Origin of the sequence: Clostridium sp. 7_2_43FAA, from assembly GCF_000158375.2 — a bacterium.
Lineage (GTDB): Bacteria > Bacillota > Clostridia > Clostridiales > Clostridiaceae > Clostridium > Clostridium tertium.
On the sequence record NZ_JH815222.1, the window covers coordinates 179,987 to 202,916 of the forward strand.

The 22,930-nt window shown below is 27.9% G+C and carries 20 protein-coding genes; all 20 read left to right on the forward strand.

Annotated features, from left to right (window positions below; all coding sequences use genetic code 11):
- Positions 1–2 precede the first annotated feature (2 nt).
- Positions 3–599: a PilZ domain-containing protein gene (locus tag CSBG_RS18665; protein WP_242825261.1), complete on the forward strand. Its 597-nt coding sequence runs from the start codon at positions 3–5 to the stop codon at positions 597–599.
- A complete protein-coding gene (locus CSBG_RS02450) occupies positions 589–1,887 on the forward strand; it encodes a glycosyltransferase (RefSeq protein WP_242825262.1) in 1,299 nt (432 codons plus the stop codon). Before CSBG_RS18665 ends, CSBG_RS02450 begins: the two co-directional genes overlap by 11 nt.
- The gene (locus CSBG_RS02455) at positions 1,877–3,562 is read left to right on the forward strand and encodes a polysaccharide deacetylase family protein (protein ID WP_008676756.1); all 1,686 of its coding nucleotides are present in this window, start codon (positions 1,877–1,879) and stop codon (positions 3,560–3,562) included. Before CSBG_RS02450 ends, CSBG_RS02455 begins: the two co-directional genes overlap by 11 nt.
- A 13-nt stretch (positions 3,563–3,575) precedes the next feature.
- Entirely contained in the window at positions 3,576–4,634 is a 1,059-nt protein-coding gene (locus CSBG_RS02460; RefSeq protein ID WP_008676757.1) for a glycosyl hydrolase family 18 protein, read from the forward strand.
- 434 nt (positions 4,635–5,068) lie between these two features.
- Positions 5,069–6,421 carry an extracellular solute-binding protein gene (locus CSBG_RS02465; protein ID WP_008676758.1) on the forward strand — a complete coding sequence of 451 codons (1,353 nt, stop codon included), beginning with the start codon at positions 5,069–5,071 and terminating at the stop codon, positions 6,419–6,421.
- 69 nt (positions 6,422–6,490) lie between these two features.
- Positions 6,491–7,453 carry a sugar ABC transporter permease gene (locus CSBG_RS02470; RefSeq protein ID WP_008676759.1) on the forward strand — a complete coding sequence of 321 codons (963 nt, stop codon included), beginning with the start codon at positions 6,491–6,493 and terminating at the stop codon, positions 7,451–7,453.
- Entirely contained in the window at positions 7,453–8,280 is an 828-nt protein-coding gene (locus CSBG_RS02475; protein ID WP_008676760.1) for a carbohydrate ABC transporter permease, read from the forward strand. The genes CSBG_RS02470 and CSBG_RS02475 overlap by 1 nt, the downstream gene beginning before the upstream one ends.
- Positions 8,281–8,312: 32 nt before the next feature.
- The gene (locus CSBG_RS02480) at positions 8,313–11,471 is read left to right on the forward strand and encodes a hypothetical protein (protein ID WP_008676761.1); all 3,159 of its coding nucleotides are present in this window, start codon (positions 8,313–8,315) and stop codon (positions 11,469–11,471) included.
- 15 nt (positions 11,472–11,486) lie between these two features.
- Entirely contained in the window at positions 11,487–12,824 is a 1,338-nt protein-coding gene (locus CSBG_RS02485; protein WP_008676762.1) for a glycoside hydrolase family 30 beta sandwich domain-containing protein, read from the forward strand.
- 70 nt (positions 12,825–12,894) lie between these two features.
- On the forward strand, positions 12,895–13,914 hold the full coding sequence (locus CSBG_RS02490; protein ID WP_008676763.1) for a LacI family DNA-binding transcriptional regulator: 1,020 nt from the start codon (positions 12,895–12,897) through the stop codon (positions 13,912–13,914).
- A gap of 316 nt (positions 13,915–14,230) precedes the next feature.
- Entirely contained in the window at positions 14,231–14,464 is a 234-nt protein-coding gene (locus CSBG_RS02495; RefSeq protein WP_008676765.1) for a hypothetical protein, read from the forward strand.
- 50 nt (positions 14,465–14,514) lie between these two features.
- Positions 14,515–15,921 (forward strand): GH1 family beta-glucosidase, encoded by a 1,407-nt coding sequence (locus tag CSBG_RS02500; RefSeq protein WP_008676767.1) that lies wholly within the window; start codon positions 14,515–14,517, stop codon positions 15,919–15,921.
- A 181-nt stretch (positions 15,922–16,102) separates the two neighbouring features.
- The gene (locus CSBG_RS02505) at positions 16,103–16,831 is read left to right on the forward strand and encodes a MurR/RpiR family transcriptional regulator (protein ID WP_008676769.1); all 729 of its coding nucleotides are present in this window, start codon (positions 16,103–16,105) and stop codon (positions 16,829–16,831) included.
- A 347-nt stretch (positions 16,832–17,178) separates the two neighbouring features.
- Positions 17,179–18,618, forward strand: coding sequence for a glycoside hydrolase family 1 protein (locus CSBG_RS02510; protein WP_035284942.1), 1,440 nt, complete (start codon positions 17,179–17,181; stop codon positions 18,616–18,618).
- Positions 18,619–18,698: 80 nt separating this feature from the next.
- Positions 18,699–19,004, forward strand: a complete 306-nt coding sequence (locus CSBG_RS02515) for a PTS sugar transporter subunit IIB (RefSeq protein WP_008676773.1) — start codon at positions 18,699–18,701, stop codon at positions 19,002–19,004.
- A gap of 41 nt (positions 19,005–19,045) precedes the next feature.
- Complete coding sequence (locus CSBG_RS02520; RefSeq protein WP_008676776.1) at positions 19,046–20,380, forward strand: PTS sugar transporter subunit IIC; 1,335 nt, start codon at positions 19,046–19,048, stop codon at positions 20,378–20,380.
- A gap of 18 nt (positions 20,381–20,398) precedes the next feature.
- On the forward strand, positions 20,399–20,713 hold the full coding sequence (locus tag CSBG_RS02525; RefSeq protein WP_008676778.1) for a PTS lactose/cellobiose transporter subunit IIA: 315 nt from the start codon (positions 20,399–20,401) through the stop codon (positions 20,711–20,713).
- A 200-nt stretch (positions 20,714–20,913) separates the two neighbouring features.
- Positions 20,914–21,540 carry a thioester domain-containing protein gene (locus CSBG_RS02530; protein WP_008676780.1) on the forward strand — a complete coding sequence of 209 codons (627 nt, stop codon included), beginning with the start codon at positions 20,914–20,916 and terminating at the stop codon, positions 21,538–21,540.
- A gap of 26 nt (positions 21,541–21,566) precedes the next feature.
- The gene (locus tag CSBG_RS02535; protein WP_008676782.1) at positions 21,567–22,109 is read left to right on the forward strand and encodes a phosphatase PAP2 family protein; all 543 of its coding nucleotides are present in this window, start codon (positions 21,567–21,569) and stop codon (positions 22,107–22,109) included.
- Positions 22,110–22,208: 99 nt separating this feature from the next.
- Positions 22,209–22,868: a VTT domain-containing protein gene (locus tag CSBG_RS02540; protein ID WP_008676784.1), complete on the forward strand. Its 660-nt coding sequence runs from the start codon at positions 22,209–22,211 to the stop codon at positions 22,866–22,868.
- The last annotated feature ends 62 nt before the right edge of the window (positions 22,869–22,930 follow it).

The following is a 22,930-nucleotide window of genomic DNA, read 5'->3' on the forward strand; positions in this document are numbered from 1 at the left end:
TAGTGAAGTTTAGTTATAAGGAAAATAAGAATGATACAGGTATTATCAATGATATTCTTTTAAGACCACGCAAGGATAGAAGGTTGCTATCTAATGTTCCAGATAAGGAAAGGATCAGAAAGGGAATTGATCGTAGAGGACAAAAGATATTAGATGAATCTGTAAGTGATTCAAATGCATTTATTAATGGAAATAAAGCAGGAATAAGATATCTAATGCAAACTGATATTAAGATCAGATGCAAAAGTTCAAAAGGAAATTTAACATTTATAACAAGGTCTATAGATATTTCTACTACAGGAATGTTAATAGAGCTACAAGATAAAAAACAATTAGATATAATTAATGAAGCAGATAAAGTAAAATTGCAGTTTAAAATATTACCTGGATCTATGCCAGAAGGGTATGAAATGAAGGTAAATATAGATGCTAAAAAAGTTAGAAATACAATTGATGAGAGTGGAAAAATACTTTGTGGAATGGAGTTTTTAGAAACACTATCAGAATACTCTAATAGAAAAAAAGACAAATATTTTTTACTCACATCAAGTTTAATATTATTTTTTATAAGTCTTTTTATTAATTTTAATGAGGGCTGAAAGTATAATTTATTTTAAATTTAATAAATGGCTTTATTTATATAGTATAATAGCTGCTGTATTTTTATTAAGTAGATATTTATTTGGTGCTTTATATAAACCAGTACCTATAGATACTAGTTATACTCCAGGAGTAACGATAATAATTCCTTGTTTTAATGAAGAAGAATGGATACAAAGAACAATTTTAAGTTGTATTAATCAAGATTATCCTATTGATAAGTTAGAAGTAATAGTGGTAGATGATTATTCACATGATAGATCAGTAGAAAAGATAAAAGATATAGTAGAAGAGTTAAAAAAGGAAAAAAGATTTGATGTTGAAAAAAGATTAAAGTACATTGTACAAGAAAAGAATATGGGAAAAAGAGAAGCGCTATGCACAGGAGTATTAAATGCAAAGCATGACTTAGTAGTATTCGTTGATTCAGACAGCTTTTTAGATCCATTTGCAATTATTAATTTAGTACAGCCCTTTAAAGATCCTAAAATGGGAGGGGTATCAGGTAGAACAGATGTTGCTAATACATATACTAATACATTAACTAAAATGCAATCAGTTAGATATTATATTGCTTTTAGAATAATGAAGGCAGCTGAAGCTTACTTTGATGCAGTTACATGTTTATCAGGACCACTTTCATGCTACAAGAAACAAATAATTATAGATAATATGGAAGCTTGGAGAAATCAAAAGTTCTTAGGCCAAAGAGCTACATTTGGTGATGATAGAGCAATGACTAATTTTGTATTAAGTAAACATAGAACTAGTTATCAAGATACAGCTATTTGTTCTACTATAGTACCTAATAAATATAAAGTATTTTTAAAACAGCAGATGAGGTGGAAAAGGTCTTGGCTTAGGGAATCTATTATTGGTGGTAAGTTTATGTGGAAGAAGGAGCCTTTTATGTCTTTATTCTTTTATATTGGGTTACTTGTTCCTTTAGCAGCTCCAATAGTAGTAGTATATAACCTTATTTATGTTCCAGTAGTTCATAATATATTTCCAACAACTTTTCTTGTTGGTGTATTAATGATGGCTTTAATGATGAGCTTTGCGCAAATGTTCTTTAGAAAAAGTACTACTTGGATATTTGGGTTATTATTTTGTTTATACTATGAAGTTGTATTACTTTGGCAAATGCCTATAGCTTGGGTAACATTTTGGAAGTCAACATGGGGAACAAGAATGACTCCAAGTGATATAGAGGCTAAAAAGAAAAAGGAGCAAAAAAAAGCTGCAAAAAAGTTTAATAAAAAGGGAGGAATTAAAAATGAAAAATAAAAGATTTTCTCCTGAGAAAAAAGATAAGATAAAGATTTTAAGAGGAACATTTCAAGGAATAATATTATTTGTATTATTAATAGTAATTATAAAGGCGGTTTTTACATTCTCAGAATATAAGCCTTATGATTATAATGAAGTAGCAAGTGCTGAGGATAATGGATTTATTGCTGTATCATATTTTGGAGTAGATAGAACAGGAAGTGATACGTTAATAGGCACTGAAGCTTTAGAAAAACAAATAAAAGCTTTAAAAGATAATGGATATGTCACAGTAACACAGCAAGATATTTTAGATTATTATATGGAGGGCAAGGCTCTACCAGATAAAGCATTATTCTTATTATTTGAAGATGGTAGAAGAGATACTGCTATTTTCTCACAAAAGATTATGGAAAAATACAATTATAAGGCTACTATGTTTACTTATGCCGATAAATTTGAAAAAAATGATCCTAAATTTTTAATGCCTAAAGATTTATTAAAACTAGTTGATAGTTCTTATTGGGAGTTAGGAACAAATGGTTATAGATTGGAGTATATAAATGTTTTTGATAAAGAAAATGAATATTTAGGACAATTAACTTCATTAGATTTTTCGAAGCTTTCAGATACAATTAATAAAAACTATAACCATTATTTAATGGACTTTATAAGAGATGAATATAATATTCCAATGGAAACCTATAGTGAAATGGAAGAACGTATTAATAACGATTATGAAGAGTTATCAAAAATTTATACTAAAGAGCTTGGAAATGTACCAAATTTATATTCTCTTATGCATTCAAATACAGGACGATTTGGAACAAATGATAAAGTGAGTTTAATAAATGGTAAATGGATTAAAGAGTTGTTTAATATGAATTTCAACAGAGAAGGCTATTCTTTAAATAAAAGGGATAACTCAATTTATGATTTAACAAGAATACAGCCTCAAGCATATTGGGCAACTAATCATTTATTAATGAGAATATGGGATGATACTAAAGAAAATATAGATTTTATCGTTGGAGATGAAGAAAAAGCAAAAGCTTTTCAAGAAATAAAAGGAGAAGCAGAATTTATTGATGATACTATAATATTAACATCATTGCCAAAAGAGAATGGCCTTATTAAATTATTAGATAGTGATAAATATAAAGATATTAAAATTTCATCAGAGTTAAATGGAAATGTTATAGGTTCTCAAGCTATATATTTTAGGACAAGTGATGATTTGAAAGATAGTTTGTGCGTTAAGCTTGTTAATAATAATATTGAGGTTATAGAAACCTTAAATGGAAATGAAGAAATATTATATTCGTTAGACTTAAATGATGATAAGAGTATTGATAATATTGATATAAAAGAGCAAGATAGTAAAAAGATAGATATAAATATAACTAATAATAAGCTTAACTTGAATTTAGATGGAAAGCTTATAGTAGATGGATTAGAAGTTAGAAATACCAATGAAGGTGGTGTTTATTTGGAATCAGCATGGGGAGAATATGGATATAGTCAAAGAAATATAGCTGATGATGTATATGACGGAGTATTTAAAAAGTTTAAGATATCTGAAATAAATGATACAATATTATATGATTCATCTTTAAAGGGATTGGATTTTATAAAATACAATGTAATTATATACTTTAATAAGGTTATAAATTGGTTTATAAAACATTTATAAACAAGAGGTAAAAATGAGTATTAAAAAATATAAAAGAAAATTTATTTTAATAGGAATTATTATATTATTAATTGGATCAGTAGTATTAAAAAATGTATTGAAGAAAGACGGTAGCATTGAGATTCCAAATAAAATTTCTCAGAAGAAAAATAATGATATTTTCTCTGATATAGATAATTTAACTTCGTGGATAGTTTATTGGGACTTAAATGTAGATAGCGAAATAAATATTCTAAATAAGAAGTTGAGTAGTATTTCATATTTTGCTGTTAATTTTAATGAAAATAATGATTTAATTGTTCCTGAGAAATTAGAAATGTATTACAATAAGACAAAGTCATATAATTATGAAAAATATATAACGATAGTGAACGACATAGTTAATGATGACGGAACATCCTTATTGAAGGATAAGGAAATATTAAATATATTACTTAGTGATGAGTTATCTAGAGAAAAGCATATTAATGACATAATTTATTTAGCTAAAGAATATGGATTTGATGGAATAGAAATTGATTATGAGCAAATTAAAGATGATTTAGCTTTATGGGAAAATTATATATTATTTATAAATGAATTATATAGTGAAGCTTTAACTAATAATTTGAAATTAAGAGTAGTTTTAGAGGTAAATACACCTATAGATAAGCTTAATTTTACTGAAGGTCCCACATATGTAATGATGTGTTATAATTTGCATGGAAGTTTTAGTGAAGCAGGAGAGAAGTCAAATCAATATTTTATTAAAGAATTAATGGATAAGATGAAAGAAGTTCCTGGAGAAAAAAGTTTTGCAATTCCAACTGGTGGATTTGAGTGGAAAGATAATGGCAGTACAAAATCAGTATCAGAAGCTGAAGCTAAACAAATATTGATAGAAAATAAAATAGAAGCTAAGAGAGATGATAAAAGCCAATATTTATATTTTGATTATACGGATAAAGAAAATATCAAACATGAAGTATGGTATGCAGATCAAGTTACATTAGAATATTTATCAAAAGTTATCATAGAAGAAGGGTATGATGTTAGCTTGTGGAGATTAGGGGGAAATTTATTTAACAAATAAGATATAGAAAAAGAGAGTTAAATTTTTATAACTCTCTTTTTAAATAAATTTAGTTAAGAAAATTAAAATAATGCTCCTTTGTATCTACCAGTTCTAGTGTATGGATTTCTATTTTTTAATAAATTACAAAAATAAAAATAGTATATTTAATAAAATAAATTAAAAATTATTTGAAAGATATTTACAAATATAAAAATAATGATATAATGAAAATGTAAACAATTTCTTTTTGAAATTTATATTTATTAAGTAACATAGAATATAAATTTCAAAGAAATTTATTTTTCTAAATTTTCGAAACTGGTTTCGAAAGGTGCTTAAACATAGTTTAAAAACCAGAAAAATTTTTTTAACATTTTCGAAACCAGTTTCGGAATGGGGTTTATATTACACTAACTAAGTAAATATAAAAATAAAAATTAGGAGGATTTATTATGAGGGTAAAAAAAATAATGTCATTAGTATTGGTAGGGGTAATGGCAGCATCTTTTGCAGCATGTGGTAAGTCAAATGGATCAGAAGGGAAAAAGTCAGAGGGAAGCGATAAGATAGTTGTTTGGAGTTTGGCAGAGGATTTAAAGACTTTCGCTGAATATTATCAAGAAAAAAATCCAGATAAAAAAGTTGAAGTTACTGTTATTGCACCAGCAGATTATCCAACTAAAGTTACAACTGCATTGAGAGGAAAAGCTGAAGTTCCTGATGTAATAGTTGGAGAGCCGCAAATGCTACCAAACTTTTTTGAAGCAGGTTTTTTTGAAGATTTAACTAAAGCACCGTATAATGTAGAAGAATATAAAGATAAAATTGTAGATTATGTATATGAAGCTGGTAAAGATGCTGATGGAGTAGTTAGAGCATTAAGTTATCAAGTTACTCCAGGTGGAATTACTTACCGTAGAGATATTGCTAAGGCAGTTTGGGGTAATGATGATCCAGCATTTATTGCAGAAAAATTTAAAGACGTAAAAACAATTATCGAAACCGGTAAGGAACTTAAAGAAAAAGGATACAGAGTATTTTCAGATACAGGAAATTTAAGATGGTTTGTATATGGTAACGATCCTGAACCTTGGGTTAAAGATAATAAATTAATGGTTACAAAAGATAGATTAGATTACTTAGATGCAGCAGTAGATTTATATCAACAAAAATTAACTGCATTTGCTCCAGAGTGGTCAGCAGCTTGGTATGCATCAATGAATGGTCCTATACCTGTAGATGCAGAATGGACAGAAGAAGACAAGTTGAAGGAAATGGAAGCTAATGCTGATTTAGAAAAGACCGAAGTATTTTCATATGCATTACCAACTTGGGGTACTTTAATACTTAGAGACAATGCTAAAGATACAGCAGGTAAGTTTGGAGTTACAACAGGACCAAATGCTTACTTTGCAGGTGGTACATTTATAGGTATTAGTAGTTATAGTAAAAATAAGGAAGCAGCTTGGGATTTTGTAAAGTTCTGTACTCTAGATGAAGACGTAGCACAATGGTGGATAGAAAAATCAAATGGAGATGTTGTTGCTTTAAAATCAGTATTAGAAGCAAATAAAGACTTTGAAAATCCAGCTTTAGGTGGACAAAAATCTTATGAATTCTGGGCTGAGCAAGCAGAACAAGTAGATTACTCATTAGTAACAAAATATGATGATCAAATAGGTAAGTTCTATGGACAAGCTATAGAAGCAGTGCAAAAAGGTGAAAAATCTAAAGAGGATGCTTTAAAAGAGTTCTATAACAATGTAAAGACAGTTTATCCTGAAATAGAAGTACCATCTAATTAGTATAAAATCATAAGAGGTGAGAGAAAATTTCACCTCTTTAATAAAATTTAATAAATTAGGGGTGAAGAAATGAAACTAGCAAAAACTCAATCTGATACGATAGTAAATTTTAAAGAAAAAACTTCTGCTAAGAGTTTAAGTAATGTAAATAGATACGGTTATTTATTTATACTTCCATTTTTAGTTGTATTCCTTATATTTAATATCTATCCGATACTTAGAACATTATATTTAAGTTTCACAAAGTTTAGTGGATATGGAGATATAACATTTATAGGATTGGATAATTACACCAGATTAATTAAAGATACTATGTTTTGGAACTCTCTATTAAATACAGTGAAGATATGGGGAATAAATGTAGTACTACAATTGGGCTTAGCTTTTCTATTGACAATTATATTTAGTGATATGAAATATAAAATGAAGGGATTAAGCATATTTAGGGCATTATTTTATTTGCCGAATTTAATTGCTGCAACTTCAGTAGCATTTTTATTTGGAGCTTTATTAGATTGGCAATTTGGATCACTAAATCAGATTTTATTAGACTCAGGTTTAATAAGTACTAGAATAAATTGGCTAGGTCAACCAGGGACAGCAGTACTTGTAGTTGCTGTAATTGGAGCATGGATGTGGTTTGGTAATTCATTTTTAGTATTAATGGCAGGAGTTCAAGGTATATCTAAGGATTACTATGAAGCAGCGACTATAGATGGAGCTGGGAGATGGACTATATTTGGCAAAATAACATTACCACTATTGAAGCCTATTTTACTATATGTTGCAATAACATCATTAATAGGTGGTCTTCAAATATTTGATATACCATTCTTAATTACAGATGGAATAGGTTCACCTTCAGGAGCATTAAATACTTCAGTTATGTACTTATATAATACGGCATTTAAGTATAACAATGTAGGATATGCAGCTGCTATTGCTTATGGATTATTCTTTATAATAGCAATATGCTCAGCATTTACATTTAAATCAATGTATGGCTCAAATAAAAATAAGGAGGTAAGATAATGTTTACTAAGTTTAAAAAATCATTATTATATATCTTTTTAATTATCGTAAGTATAGCATGTCTAGCTCCCTTTGCAATGATGTTAGTAAATGCAACTCGTAGTAATCAGGAAATAATGTCTGGATTTACTTTAATTCCAGGTAGCTCTTTAAAAGATAACTGGAACACTATGAGCCAATATTTCAATATATTTCAGGGGTTAGGAAATAGCTTATTTGTATCAGTATGTGTAACATTATTGACAGCATATTTTTCAGCTCTTACAGCTTATGGTTTTGCAATTTATAAATTTAAAGGATCTAATATAATATTTACAGTGATTTTAGTGTTAATGATGGTTCCATCTCAATTAGGATTATTAGGTTTCTATGATTTAGTAAATGCAATGGGATTAATGGATAGTTATATACCGCTTATTATCCCAGCAATAGCAAACCCATTTGTAGTATTCTTTTTAAAACAATATGTGCAATCGGTATTACCAAAGACAATCATTGAAGCATCAAGAATAGATGGTGCAAGTGAATTAAGAACGTTCCATAAAATTGGAGTGCCTATAATGATGCCAGGTATAGCAACTATATCAATAACTACATTTATTGGATCATGGAATAATTACTTAGTTCCATTAGTTTTATTGCTTAGTCCAGATAAATTTACTTTACCAGTAATGATGGCATCAATGAAAGCCTCTAAGGATATAAGTTCAAATATGGGAGCAACATATTTAACAGTTGCAGTATCTGTACTACCTATAATGATAGCATTTATGTTTTTCTCAAAGCACATTATAAGCAGTATATCTGCTGGTAGTGTAAAAGAATAAGCAAATTATATGAAGAAAGAAGGTAGGATAAGATGAATATAGATAGTAGAATTAAAGCTGATTATATAGATGAATTAGGCTTTTATGTTATAGAAAATTATGATACTAAGCCACCTTTTGCAAGCTTTTTATCAGGAGTTGCGGGTATCGAAGGTACACCGATGTGGTCATTTTATGTAAATAGAGGACAAGTTATTAGTAGCATTGGAATAGGAGATAAAAACAATTGTATAATGGAGTTTTTTCCAGCAAATGAGGCGTATAAAATGGTCTCTACAAATGGATTTAGAACTTTTATAAAATTTAGAGAAGAGAGTTCAAATACAATTATAGAACCTTTTTCAATTAATCAAAATGAAAATATAAAAAGAATATTAAAAATAAAAAATAATGAGTTAAAGGTTATAGAGATAAATGAAAATTTAAATTTAGAAATTGAAGTAACTTATTTTACAATACCAAATGAGAACTTTGCAGCACTTGGAAGAAAATTGAATATAGTTAATAAGTCAAATAGAATAATAAGTATAGAAGTTTTAGATGGATTATCAGCAATTTTACCTTATGGATCTAATAATAGAGCTTACAAAGAAACAGGGAATACATTAAGAAGCTGGATGCAAGGTGAAATTAAAGAAAATAATGTAGCTATATATAATTTAAGATCTTCTACAGGAGATACGACTAAAGTTGAAAAGGTTAATAATGCTTATTTCTATATTTCATTTGATGAAAAGGAAGAAATACTAAGACCTATAGTAGACCCAGAAAATATTTTTGGATACGATACGACACTAGCAAAGCCAATAGAATTTAGTAATGATATTAATAAAATAATTAGTAATGAAGAAAATATTTGCTTTAATAAAGTCCCTTGTGCTTTTTCAGGAAAATCAATAAGATTAAATGAAAATGAAAATACAGAAATTTATAGTTACATTGGATATATGAAGAGTATTGATGAAATTAATAAATATTTAAATAAAGTAGTTGATAAGAAATATTTCAATGAAAAAAATACTGAAGGTAATAATCTAATTGATGATATATCTAAGCATGTTAATACTCAAACTAACTATCCTTTATTTGATGAATATATTAAGCAGTGCTATGTAGATAATGTACTAAGAGGTGGATATCCGCTGCAAGTAGGAAAAAATAAAGTATATTATGTATATTCTAGAAAACACGGTGATTTAGAAAGAGACTATAATTTCTTTAATATACAGCCTAATTTTTATTCTCAAGGAAACGGAAATTTCAGGGATATAAACCAAAATAGAAGAATGGATATATATATACATCCATTTATTAATAAGGAGAATATTAAGTTATTTAATAATTTAATACAACTTGACGGATATAATCCATTAGTAATCAAGGGGAAAAAGTTTTTTATTGATAATAACAAAAAGGATTTGGTAAGAGGCATATTAAATAAATATAGTATAGAAAATGAAGAATTTTTTAGAACTATTGAAAATAGTGAATTTACATTAGGAGAATTATATTCATCTTTATTAACTGTAGTGCCTCTATCAAAGGACAAATTAAAATATTTAATAGATGATATAATAAATCTTTGTGAAGAAAAATTTGAAATAGATTTTGGAGAAGGTTTTTGGATAGATCATTGGACATATAATCTAGATTTAATAGAAGAGTTTTTAGATATTTATCCTGATAAAATAAAGGAGTTATTAATAGACGATAGAGATTATAAATTTTTTAATTCCCCAGAGTATGTTTTACCTAGAAGTGAAAAATATGTTGTAGAGAATGGAAAGGTGAGACAGTACCTAGCTCTAAAGAAAAAGGATTCTTTAGAACAATGGGTGTGTGATAAAGAGGGAAACTTATATAAAACAAATTTAATGACAAAGTTATTTATGCTAGCAACTATTAAGTTTATGAGTTTAGATGCTATGGGATTCGGGATTGAAATGGAAGCTGGGAAGCCAGGATGGAATGATGCAATGAATGGACTTCCAGGGATTATAGGATCAAGCTTTGCAGAAACAGCAGAATTAAAAAGATTAGCCTGTTTTATAAAAGAAAATATAGATTTAATAAAAGGAAGTTTAAAGGTTCCAGTAGAATTTTATAATATTATTGAAGAGTTAAGTCATATACTTACTTATAATTTAAATAATTCTTTATCTCAAATAGATTATTGGGACAAAGTTTCTTATATCAGAGAACAGTACAGAGAAAAGACTAAATATTCAATAAGTGGTGCAGAAGAGTTAATAAGTGAAGATAGGATTAAAGAATTAATTAACAATATCATAAAAAAAATAGACATGGGAATAGAAAAAATAAAAGAACTTAATGAAGATAAGATTCCTACATTTATTTATTATGATGTTGTTAGATTTGATATAAATGACAAAGGTAATGTAAAACCATTAGAATTTAAGGCTAATTTTCTTCCTTTATTTTTAGAAGGATATGCAAGATATTTAAAAACTGGTTTAAAGGAAGATGAAAAAAAAGAAATATATAAAGTAATAAAAAATAGTGATATTTACGATAAAAAACTAAAAATGTATAAGACATCAGAATCTATAGAAGATGTTACATTTGAGATAGGTAGAGCTAGGAGTTTTACAGCGGGATGGCTTGAAAGAGAATCAGTTTTCATGCATATGGAATTTAAATATATTTTAGAATTAATAAAAGAAGGTTTATACGAAGAGTTCTATTCAGAAATAAAAAATATATTACCTCCATTTATGAAATCAGATGTGTATGGAAGAAGTATATTAGAAAATTCTTCATTTATAGCAAGTAGTGCAAATCCAGATAAAAGAACGCATGGAAGAGGATTTATAGCAAGATTAAGTGGAACAACAGTAGAAATGCTAAATATTTGGAAGCTTATGATGGTAGGAGAAAATATATTTAAGTATGAAAATGGAATTTTAAGTTTTGAGTTATCACCAATATTATCAAAGGACTTCTTTAAAGATTCAATTCTTGAAACAACATTATTAGGAAGTATAAGATTAAGATATATTAATAAACAATGTAAAAATACCTATGGAGATAAAAAGGGCGAGATTTCAGAGTACACATTAATTGATAATGATAATAATATCAAGTCTATTAGTGGAAATAAAATATCTGGAGTAGATGCTGAAAATATAAGAAATTTAAAAGTAAAAGAAATAGTAGTTATAATTTCATAGATGGAGAGTGAGAGTATGAGAAGTTATAATGTATACATTACTTGTAAGAATACAGATGATAGATTAAACAGGTATGATTTAAGAGAAGTAATCGTAGATGAAGCTGGCGAAATAAATTGTAAAGTTAAAGTTGATACAAAAAAAAGATTTCAAAAAATACTTGGATTTGGTGGAGCATTGACAGAATCTAGCGCATATGTACTTTCTAAAATAGAGGATGAGAAAAGAAAAGACATATTAGAAGCATATTTTGATTGTGAAAAAGGAATAGGCTACAATTTTGCTAGAGTTCATATTAATAGTTGTGATTTTGCATTAGAAAATTATAGTTACGTAGAAGAAAATGATGAGACATTAGAAAGTTTTACATTAGATAGAGCTGAGAAATATGTTTTACCATTAGTTAGAGAAGTTAAAGATATAAAAAAAGATCAATTGAATATATTAGCAAGTCCTTGGAGTCCTCCGAGTTATATGAAGACAAATAATGAAATGAATAATGGTGGAAAGATAAGTAATAAATATAAACAATTATGGGCTGACTATTATGTTAAGTATATAGAGGAGATGAGGAAAAAGGGATTTGATATTTGGGGAGTTACAGTTCAAAATGAACCGGCAGCTAAACAAGTATGGGATTCATGTTTATACTCTGCAGAAGAAGAGAGAGATTTTGTAAAAGATTATTTAGGACCAACCTTTGAGAAAAATAATTTAAGTCATAAAAAAATAATAATATGGGATCATAATAGAGATTTAGTTTACGATAGAGCAAAGACAGTATTAGAGGATAAAGAAGCAAATAAATATGTATGGGGAACGGGAATTCATTGGTATGTTTCAGAGGATTTTGAAAATTTATCTAAAGTTCATGAGGCTTTTCCAGATAAACATATAATATTTACAGAGGGATGCCAAGAAGGTGGAGTACATCTAGGTGATTGGAATACTGGGGAAAGATATGGTAGAAATATAATTGGAGATTTAAATAATTATGTTGAAGCATGGATAGATTGGAATATAGTGTTGGATGAGACTGGTGGACCAAATCATGTTGGAAATCTATGTGATGCACCTATAATTGTAGATTTAAGGAAAAATAAAGTAATATATAATAATTCATTTTACTATATATCTCATTTTAGTAAATTTATAAAGAAGGATTCTATAAGAGTATTAAGTGAAGTTGATAATGAAAAAATATATGCTTTGAGTTGTATAGATGAAAAAGATAATTTATGTATAGTTATTATGAATGAAAATAGTGAAGATAAAAAAATAACACTGGATATAGATGGAGAAGTTGTTAATATTAACTTAAGAGCAAATTCAATATATACTTTATTAGAATAATTTAATGTAGATACAAAATAGAAGAATAATTACTACGATTAAGGAACTTAAGTAGAAAGGATGTATAAATTTGATTACAATTTATGAAATAGCAAAACTTGCTGGAGTTTCTCCGACTACAGTATCAAAAGTTATAAATAATTATCCTGATGTAAGTGATAAAACAAGAAAAAAAATAAAAGATATATTAGAAGAACAAAATTTCCTACCTAATTCTCAGGCACAGGGATTAACTACTAAGAAAACATGGACATTAGGAATTGTGTATTTTGAAGATCTTGGAGTTGGACTAAGTCATTCTTTCTTTTCTAATGTAATAGAAGCATTTAAAAAACAATCGGATAAGTATGGTTATTCATTACTTTTTGGTTCTAAGAATGATAGGCTTAAAAATGACACATTTTTAGAATACTTCAGATACAAGTGTGTTGATGGAATAGCAATTATTTGTACTGATCCAAATGATAAGGAAACAATTTCTCTTGTAAATAGTGATTTTCCAATTGTAATAATAGATATGATTAATGAGCATACATCAACAGTTACATCAGATAATGTAACTGGGTGTAAAGCTGCTATAAAATATCTATATGACTTAGGGCATAGAAAAATTGCTCATATATATGGTACTTCGAAGATAGATAATTGGCCAAGTACTGTAAGAAAAAAAGCTTATATAGAATCTATGAAAGAGTTTAATTTGGAAATACCAGATGGATATCTTGCAGATGGAGTTAACTTTGATTTTAGTGGGGGGTATGATGCTATGAAAAAACTACTAAAGTTAGATGATAGACCAACAGCAGTTTTATCATCATCAGATAAAATAGCTCTTGGAGCAATAGAGGCTATAAAGGAAGCTGGGCTAAGGGTTCCAGAAGATATCTCTGTTATTGGATTTGATGACATAGAATTAGCTAAATATGTTACTCCAAAGTTAACTACAGTAAGGCAAAATTGTGATGAGATTGGCAGGGCAGCTGTAGATATATTAGTTGAGCAAATAAATAAAAAGGAAAAGCTAAAAATTAATAAGGTAGTACCTGTGGAATTAATTGTAAGAGAATCTTGTAGCAAAATCGATAATTAAGAAAAATATTATTAATTAAAAAATAAATTGAAAGGAGAGATAAAAATGAAATTAATCTCTCCTTTAACATTATTATTTCCCTCAATATTCAATAAGTAATGATTTATGGATATAATCACAAGAATTTTCGGAAAATTAAGAATATATTTTTATAAAAAATATTGGTATAATAAAATAACAATATGTTACAAGAATAAAACAAATTATAAAAAGCGATATTTGTTTTATTAATTTATAAAAATAGGCTTTATCTAAAAAAATATTGTAAAATTATATTAAAGTTAGTTTTAAGAGAATTAATGTAGGGGGATAAGATATGTATAAGGTAGAAATAAATGGAGTTCAAATGAAATTTATAAGAGAATTCTTCGATAACTTTGAGGATGATAAGGTTAAGCTTACAGTGTTTGATGATAGCAATAGAATAAAAATAGTTTATTCAGCGGAAACAGGTTTAACTGCTAAGGAGTTAGAATCATATTTAAAATCAGAATTTAAAACAAAATCAAAATATGGAGTAAGTCTTTATTATACAATTCACGTAAAATAACATACTGAAATGAAATTAAGCTTATTTTTATAAATAGGAGGAAAAAATAAATGAAGTTTGCAAAGGATTTTTTATTTGGAGCAGCATCTGCATCATATCAAGTAGAAGGAGCATGGAACGAAGATGGAAAAGGTCTTTCAAATTGGGACGTATTTTCTAAGATTCCAGGAAAAACTTTTGAAGGCACTAATGGTGATATTGCAATCGATCACTATCATAGATATAAAGAGGATATAAAATTAATGGCAGAAATGGGATTAGAGTCATATAGATTTTCAATTTCATGGCCTAGAATATTACCAAATGGAGTAGGAGAAATAAATCAAAAAGGAATAGAATTTTATAATAATATAATAAATGAATGTTTAAAATATGGAATAGTTCCATTTGTGACTTTATATCACTGGGATTTACCACAAGTTCTAGAGGAAAAGGGTGGGTGGACTAATAAAGAAACTATAGATGCATTTTTAAATTACTCAGAAGTTTGTTATAAAGCATTTGGTGATAGAGTTAAGCATTGGATTACATTTAATGAAACAGTAGTATTTTGTGGATTAGGATATTTGGCAGGGGCACACCCACCAGCTATAGTTGGAGACTTAAATAAGTATTTCCAAGCTACCCACAATGTATTTTTAGCTCATGCAAAATCAGTTGAGTTATATAAAAAGTTAAAACAATATGGTGAAATTGGAATCACCCATGTATTTTCTCCAGCCTTTAGTATAGATGATAAAGAGGAAAATATATTGGCAGCTAAACATGCAAATGAAATAGATATGCATTGGTTTTATGATCCAATATTAAAAGGTGAATATCCTAAATATGTTGTAGATATAATTACTAAGCATGGTGTTAAAATTGATTGGACTGAGGAAGAGCTTGAAATAATTAAGAATGCTGCAGATAAAAATGATTTTATAGGACTTAATTATTATCAACCTCAAAGGGTTATGAAAAATAATATAGATGAAGAAGTTGAAAGAAACAGAGAAAATTCAACAGGAGCACCAGGAAACCCTTCATTTGATGGTTTTTATAGAACTGTTAAAATGAATGACAAAGAATATACGAAATGGGGATGGGAGATATCTCCTGAAGCATTTTTAGATGGACTAAGGATGCTTAAGGAAAGATATGGAGACGTGAAAATATATATAACAGAAAATGGACTAGGAGATGAAGATCCTATTATAGATAATGAAGTTGTTGATATACCTAGAATTAAATTTATTGAAACACATTTAAGAGCTGTAAAAAATGCTATTAAAGAAGGAATAAATTTAAAGGGATATTATGCATGGTCAGTTATTGATTTACTAAGCTGGTTGAATGGATACAAAAAGCAATATGGATTTATATATGTAGACCATAAAAATAATCTGAATAGAAAGAAAAAAGCTTCTTTTTATTGGTATAAAAACATAATAGAAACCAGAGGAAAAGATATTTAAGTATAAAAAAATATACTATATTTATTACATGGCTGAAGTCTTAAATATATAGATTTCAGCCTTTTGCAAATAATTAATTATATGTACATTATTTTAATCACAAAATAATGTACATATTCAATTTATATTATAGTATATAAGAAATAATTAAAAAGGTTATTTCTATAAAAGGAGATGAGTAATGTTTAGCTATAATAAAATACAAAATTTAAATGAGTTAGAGTTATCATTATATAATTATATAATGAAAAATAGTGAAAAAGTAATTTACATGAGAATAAGAGAATTAGCAAACGAAGCTCATGTATCTACAACTACAATTTTAAGGTTTTGTAAAAAGTTAGACTGTGAAGGGTTTTCAGAATTTAAATTAAAATTTAAGATGTATATAGAAGAAGGTAAAGAAAAGCATTTAACTGATAATACATCAATGATAATTGATTTTTTTAAGAAAGCACAAACTAAAGATTATAGAGATAAGATAGATAAAGTTTGTGATGTATTAGATAAAGCTAATACAATAATATTTGTTGGAATAGGTTTTTCTGGCGTACTTTCAAAGTATGCTGCAAGGTATATTTCTGCAATAGGGAGAAATGCTATATATATAGATGATCCATTTTATCCAATTAATATTAAATTCACAGAAAACTATGTGGCTATTGCATTTTCTGTTTCTGGTGAAACACCAACTGTGATAGAGCATATAAATAATTTAAAACGAAAAGGATGTAAAGCTATAAGTATTACTAATAATGAAGATTCAACTTTAGCAAAAATATGTGATATAAATATTGGCTATTATGTTCAAGAAGAAAAGAATGGAGAACATGATATAACTACACAAATTCCGGCTTTATATATTATTGAAACTATAGGTAGGAAACTATATAGAAATTATAGAGGATAGATGTTTTACTTTATAGTAGATTAGAAATTAGAGTAAGGTAAGTTATAAAATATATAACTTGCCTTATTTTTATACCTAAAATTATATAGGTATAATTGATAGTTATGGTTATGAGAGAGTTTTATAGCTTATTCCAAAGAAATATGGTGTTATTTTAATAATCTTTATTTTAGAGATAAAAACACTAAAATAGCGGCTAAATATGCATTTTGTTTGGAACAAATTGTTATATTTATGGAACAAATTATATAAGCTTAAAGTGTGTTTTTTTAAGTTGTGAAAATGATTACAATGAGTGCTTTGTAAGATATAATATTATCAACAAGCAAGAAAAGGAGGAGGGAATCTTGATTCATAAAAAGCTAGATAAATTTAAAGAGGATTTTTTATGGGGAAGTGCTTCAGCAGCATATCAAGTTGAAGGTGCTTATAATATTGATGGAAAGGGATTAAGTATTTGGGATACCTTCACTGAATTGCCAGGAACAACTTATAAAGGAACTAATGGAAAGGTTGCTGTAGATCATTATAAGAGATACAAAGAGGATGTAGCTTTAATGAAGGAGATGGGGTTAAAAGCCTATAGGTTTTCAATATCATGGAGCAGGATTTATCCGGAAGGAAGAGGTAAGGAAAATGAAAAAGGATTAGAGTTTTACGATAATCTTATAAATGAGCTTATCGCCAATGATATAAAACCTATTATTACAGTATATCACTGGGATTTGCCACAACACCTTCAAGATCTGTATGGAGGATGGGAATCTAGAGAAATAATAGATGATTTTAATAATTATTGCATAACTCTTTATAAAAGATACGGAGATAGGGTTAAATATTGGATAACTCTAAATGAGCAAAATGTATTTATACTTTTAGGATATAAGATAGGAATACATCCACCAAAGGTACAAGATGATAAAAGGATGCTTAAAGCAAATCATATTGCAAGCTTAGCAAATGCAAAGGCAATAGAATCTTTTAGGCAATATGTATCTAATGGAATGATTGGTCCAAGCTTTGCATTTACTCCTAATTATGCTTATACATGTAAACCAGAAGATGTTTTAGCAAGAGAAAATGCTGAAGATATGAATTGTCACTGGTGGCTAGATGTATATTGCTTTGGAAACTATCCAGCTTTTGCATTAAATAGGTATGAGAAAGAAGGAGTAGCTCCAGAAATTGAAGATGGAGATTTAGAACTTTTAGAAAGAGGGAAACCTGATTTTATAGGGATAAATTATTATAGGAGTGAAACTGTAGAAGCAAATTCCATAAATGGAGTAAGTAATTTTGAAGAAATAAATACATCTGGTAAAAAGGGAACATCTAAAGATTATGGTATTCCAGGAAACTTTAAAACTATAAAGAATCCTCATCTAGAAAGAACAAATTGGGATTGGGAAATTGATCATACAGGACTTAGGATAGGAATAAGAAGAATAAACAGTAGATATAGGTTACCAATATTAGTAACTGAAAATGGTTTAGGTGAATTTGATAAGCTTGAGAATAACGATATCATAAATGATGACTATAGAATAGACTTTATAAGAAATCATATTTTAGCTTGCAAAGAGTCTATAACAGATGGAGTGGAGTTACTAGGATATTGTACATGGTCATTTACAGATTTGCTAAGCTGGCTTAATGGTTATCAAAAGAGATATGGATTTGTTTATGTAGATAGAAATGAAAATGATGAAAAAGATTTAAGGCGTATAAAAAAGAAAAGTTTCTATTGGTATAAAAATGTTATAGCTACTAATGGAGAAGATCTTTAAATGTATAGGTTTTAATAAATAGTAAAGGTTCGAAGAAGAAATATAAAATTATATTCAAATAAATTTAAGGAGGAATTATTATGAAAAATATTTTGTTAGTTTGTGCAGCGGGGATGTCTACAAGTCTTTTAGTAAATAAGATGAAGGCAGCAGCAAAGGAGAAAGGAATAGAAATTAATATTGATGCTTTACCAGTTTCAGAATGCTCAAGCGTTATTGATAAAGTTGACATAGTGTTACTTGGACCACAAGTAAGATTCCAAAAACCACAAGTAGATGCCTTAGTTAAGGGGAGAATACCTGTAGAAGTTATAGATATGAGATTATATGGAACAATGAATGGAAAAGCAATATTAGATCAAGTATTAAAAACTCTTGGAATTTAGCAAGAGGTTTAATAAATAAAAAAATATAAGGGGGAAAAACAATGAGCGTTATGACAAAATTAGAAAACAGCATGGAAAAAATACTTGTTCCAATTGCAACAAAGTTAAATGCACAAAGACATATTGTTGCAATTAGGGATGCATTTATATTAACCTTCCCATTAACAATGGCAGGTTCATTAATGGTATTAATAAATAATGTTTTACTTCATCCAGATGGATTTGTAGCTAAACTTATTCACTTAGGAGATTTAATTCCTAATTTAGCAGACTATCAAGCAATATTTGCACCTGTATTAAATGGATCTTTAAACATTTTAGCAATCTTTATAGCATTTTTAATAGCAAGGAATCTTGCAAGATCTTTAGGTGCAGATGACTTATTAACTGGACTCACTTCAGTGTCAGTATTCTTTATAATGTATCCATCAGCAGTAGATGGAAATATTACAATGCAATATATGGGACCTCAAGGTTTATTCGTTGCAATAATAGTCGGATTATTAGTAGGTGAATTTTTATCAAGACTTTCTAAGTCTCCTAAGCTTGAAATTAAGATGCCAGAACAAGTACCTCCAGCAGTGTCTAGAACATTTAAGATATTATTACCAATAATAATAGTAACAGTTGGTTTCTCAATTCTTAACTTTATATTAGGTAAAGTTACTAATGGTGGTGGGATTCATACTATGATTTATAATGTATTGCAGGCGCCATTAACTAAACTTGGAGATAACATTTTCTCAGTAGTAATAATGGTTTTAGTATCAAATTTATTATGGATAATGGGGATTCATGGACCTAACACAATTGCGGCAGTGAGAGAAACTATGTTTGCTGAACCAAATGCCGCTAACTTAGCTTTTGCACAAGCTAATGGAACAGCATGGGGTGCACCATACCCAACAACTTGGGTTTTAACTGATGCTTTTGCTAATTATGGTGGTTCAGGTATGACACTTGGATTACTTATAGCAATATTCATATTCTCTAAAGCAAAGGATCAAAGAGACATTGCTAAACTATCTATAGGACCTGGATTATTCAATATTAATGAATCAGTAATATTTGGTTTACCAATAGTTTTAAATCCAATATATATAATACCGTTCTTATTAGTACCTGTAGTAAATGTCCTTATTGGATATGGTGCAATAGTGCTTAAGATTATTCCACCTATAGCTTATGGAGCTGTTTGGACTACTCCAGGACCACTTATTCCGTTTATAGGAACTGGTGGAGTATGGATGGGCCTTGTAGTAGGATTTGTTTGTTTAGCAGTCAGTGTATTAATTTATGCTCCATTTGTAATAGCATCAAATAAAGCCGCTATAAAGATGCACGAAGATGAAATAGCAACTACAGAAACTATGTAACAGTTAGGAGAATAAGAAATGGATGAACTAGAATTAGTTGCATTTGAAATTATAAGTAATGTAGGAATGGCTAAATCTTTAGCTATGGAAGCAATAAGAGAAGCTAGAAATAATAATTGTAATGAAGCAGAAAAGAAAATAGAAGAGGCTAAAGGGTTTTTATTAGAGGGGCATCATGCACATTCTGGATTGATTCATAAGGAAGCAAATGGTGAAAAACTTGAGTTTTCTTTAATAATTATGCATGCTGAAGATCAGCTAATAAGTGCAGAAACTATAAAAGATATAGCAATAGAACTTATAGAAATGAGTAAGACATTCAAAAAGAATTAAATATTCATATAAAATATATGTTAAGGTAGCATTAGAAAAAATTGATGCTACCTTAATTATTTTTACGTAAATAAAAAAGGAAATAGGTATATAATATAGTAATTATTAATAAAATAAGAGTTAATAAGTATCCCTTCAGTTAGTATATTTAGCTTTAAATTGATAAAAATAGTATTGATACAACTAGTAGGAGGGATAAAATGAAAAGTAAATGTAAGAATGTAATTATTATTATTGGGTTAACTTTAATATTATGTAATTGGAGCTATAGCTATTGGGCTATTAAGCTTGATAATGAAGTTAAAATAACAACTGATAATTACTACGTAGGTGAAGTTGAATATGAAAATTTTAATATTAAATCAAAAATGATAAGAGAAGTAGAAACAAATCAAATAGGATATTGTTTGGAGATCGATAAGTCATATCCAAAAGGTGAAGTATTCAAGGAAAATGGATATGCAACAAAGCAACTAGCAGGAATACTAGCTTCAGGCTATCCAAGCAAAAGTTATAGTGAATTAAAGCTTTATTCAGAAGAAGAAGCATATTTTGCAACTCAAATTGCTGTATGGAGTTTTGTTGAAGGATATGATGTAAATGGATTTAAAGGTGATACTAGAGTTGTAGAAGCTATAAAAAAGATCTATAATGAAGGAATAAGAGCAGATGAACAATCATATAGTAATGAATATATGTTGTATTACTCTACTAATGAGATACAAGACATTGTTCTAATTAAGAATGAAAAAAGTAGGTTAAGAGAAGAAAATAAAAAGAACATGGAAAGAAAAAGCGTAGAAGAAAATTTGATAGATGGTAAGTAACAATTTTAAGTAATAATGGGGGAAACATGTGGGAGTATATAAATTTAATTGATATAAGTATATTGAGATTTATTAGAGAATATTTTTCTAGCCCTTTGATGGATTCTATAATGATATTTATAACTAATCTAGGTAATAGAGGATTCATATGGATAATAATAGGTATAATTTTATTAATAAGTAAAAAATATAGGAAAATTGGATTTACAATGTTAATTGCCTTAGCTGTAACAAGCCTTATAGGAGAAGTATTTATAAAAAATATTATACAAAGGCCAAGGGCATTTACTACTTTTCCAGATATAGAAATAATAATTAAGGCACCATTATCATATTCATTTCCGTCAGGACATACTGCATCTTCATTTGCAGCAGCTGTGGTACTTGGATATTACATAAAGAACTGGAAATACTTATTTTATTTTTTTGCAGCACTTGTTGCATTTTCAAGATTATATTTATTTGTACATTATCCATCAGATATAATTGGAGGAATATCATTAGGTGTTGTATGCAGTTTGATGACTATTAAAATTATAGAAAATAGTAAATGTAAAAAGCTATCATAAATGTGATAGCTTTTTTATTTATTAATAATTATGTAATATATATATTTATTATAAATAATATAATTATACTGTGATAAAAATAAGAGAGAGGGTAATAATATGAACTTAATATTAAAATTTATAGATATAATACTATATTTAGATAAATATTTAAGTGTAATAACAGCTAATTATGGAATATGGATATATGCAGTATTATTTATAATAATATTTCTTGAAACTGGATTAGTTGTAACTCCATTTCTACCTGGAGACTCAATAATATTTGCATCAGGAGCACTTGCAGCAATAGGTGCAATGAATGTAATGAGTTTATTTATCATATTTTATATAGCAGCCGTATTAGGTGATACTGCTAATTATTACATAGGTAAGAAAATTGGAGGTGGAGTAATGGAAAAGGAAAAGGAAAAGGTTAAATTTATAAATAAAAATTATTTAATAAAGGCAAATAATTATTACGAGAAACATGGAGCTATAACAATAGTTTCATCAAGATTTATACCTATAATAAGAACATTTGCTCCATTTGTTGCTGGAATAACTAAGATGAATTACAGAAGTTTTATAAAGTATAATTTAATTGGTGGGGCTTTATGGGTATTATTATTTTTAGTAGGAGGGTTTGCTTTAGGAAACCTGCCAATAGTAAAAAGTAATTTTTCAATCATAGTTATTGCAATTATAATAATTTCAGTTATACCTGCAATAGCAACATTTATAAAAGAAAGAAAAGAAGAATCAATGGGGTTAGAATAATTAAATTCTCCGTATGAGTATAAATTTAACTTTAAAGCAAAATATAATAATATATTCATTTA

Bases quoted from the DNA above. Each gene is read 5' to 3' on its own strand.
- CSBG_RS02470 (WP_008676759.1), top strand. From the start codon at position 6,491: ATGAAACTAGCAAAAACTCAATCTGATACGATAGTAAATTTTAAAGAA.
- CSBG_RS02515 (WP_008676773.1), top strand. From the start codon at position 18,699: ATGAAAAATATTTTGTTAGTTTGTGCAGCGGGGATGTCTACAAGTCTT.
- CSBG_RS02480 (WP_008676761.1), top strand. From the start codon at position 8,313: ATGAATATAGATAGTAGAATTAAAGCTGATTATATAGATGAATTAGGC.
- CSBG_RS02525 (WP_008676778.1), top strand. From the start codon at position 20,399: ATGGATGAACTAGAATTAGTTGCATTTGAAATTATAAGTAATGTAGGA.
- CSBG_RS02520 (WP_008676776.1), top strand. From the start codon at position 19,046: ATGAGCGTTATGACAAAATTAGAAAACAGCATGGAAAAAATACTTGTT.
- CSBG_RS02455 (WP_008676756.1), top strand. From the start codon at position 1,877: ATGAAAAATAAAAGATTTTCTCCTGAGAAAAAAGATAAGATAAAGATT.
- CSBG_RS02485 (WP_008676762.1), top strand. From the start codon at position 11,487: ATGAGAAGTTATAATGTATACATTACTTGTAAGAATACAGATGATAGA.
- CSBG_RS02540 (WP_008676784.1), top strand. From the start codon at position 22,209: ATGAACTTAATATTAAAATTTATAGATATAATACTATATTTAGATAAA.
- CSBG_RS02465 (WP_008676758.1), top strand. From the start codon at position 5,069: ATGAGGGTAAAAAAAATAATGTCATTAGTATTGGTAGGGGTAATGGCA.
- CSBG_RS02460 (WP_008676757.1), top strand. From the start codon at position 3,576: ATGAGTATTAAAAAATATAAAAGAAAATTTATTTTAATAGGAATTATT.
- CSBG_RS02495 (WP_008676765.1), top strand. From the start codon at position 14,231: ATGTATAAGGTAGAAATAAATGGAGTTCAAATGAAATTTATAAGAGAA.
- CSBG_RS02475 (WP_008676760.1), top strand. From the start codon at position 7,453: ATGTTTACTAAGTTTAAAAAATCATTATTATATATCTTTTTAATTATC.
- CSBG_RS02535 (WP_008676782.1), top strand. From the start codon at position 21,567: ATGTGGGAGTATATAAATTTAATTGATATAAGTATATTGAGATTTATT.
- CSBG_RS02500 (WP_008676767.1), top strand. From the start codon at position 14,515: ATGAAGTTTGCAAAGGATTTTTTATTTGGAGCAGCATCTGCATCATAT.
- CSBG_RS02530 (WP_008676780.1), top strand. From the start codon at position 20,914: ATGAAAAGTAAATGTAAGAATGTAATTATTATTATTGGGTTAACTTTA.
- CSBG_RS02450 (WP_242825262.1), top strand. From the start codon at position 589: ATGAGGGCTGAAAGTATAATTTATTTTAAATTTAATAAATGGCTTTAT.
- CSBG_RS02505 (WP_008676769.1), top strand. From the start codon at position 16,103: ATGTTTAGCTATAATAAAATACAAAATTTAAATGAGTTAGAGTTATCA.